This is a genomic window from Stenotrophomonas sp. SrG (genome assembly GCF_050031795.1).
In the GTDB taxonomy this organism is placed as follows: Bacteria; Pseudomonadota; Gammaproteobacteria; order Xanthomonadales; family Xanthomonadaceae; genus Stenotrophomonas; species Stenotrophomonas rhizophila_A.
On record NZ_JBNBBE010000290.1, the window covers coordinates 1 to 268 of the forward strand.

Consider the following 268-nt stretch of genomic DNA (forward strand, 5'->3'; position numbering starts at 1 on the left):
CCGACGCGTAGCCCCCGCCGACCCCACTCATGGGTTCGGGCCGGGGTGTCGTCCGGGCGTGCGACTGCGCCATCGACATTGCGCCTTGCCGGCTGATCCGGCGGTCCATGATCCGCACTGCGGCATCCATGCCGTCCAACCGGGTGTAGACGTCGGCGAACTGGTCGCCGACCTGTGCGCGGACCTGTTCCAGCGCGGCGGCTGCACCGCTGGCCCTTCCGCCGCTCGGGTGGACCTGGGGGGGGGTGGAGTCGTTGGCCGCCGTCGA

At 72.4% G+C, this 268-nt stretch carries 1 protein-coding gene; it reads right to left on the bottom strand.

Annotated features, from left to right (window positions below; genetic code table 11):
- Positions 1-268: hypothetical protein (locus ACQG3P_RS19880; RefSeq protein ID WP_426806007.1), on the bottom strand; the 268-nt coding region annotated here is incomplete at both ends.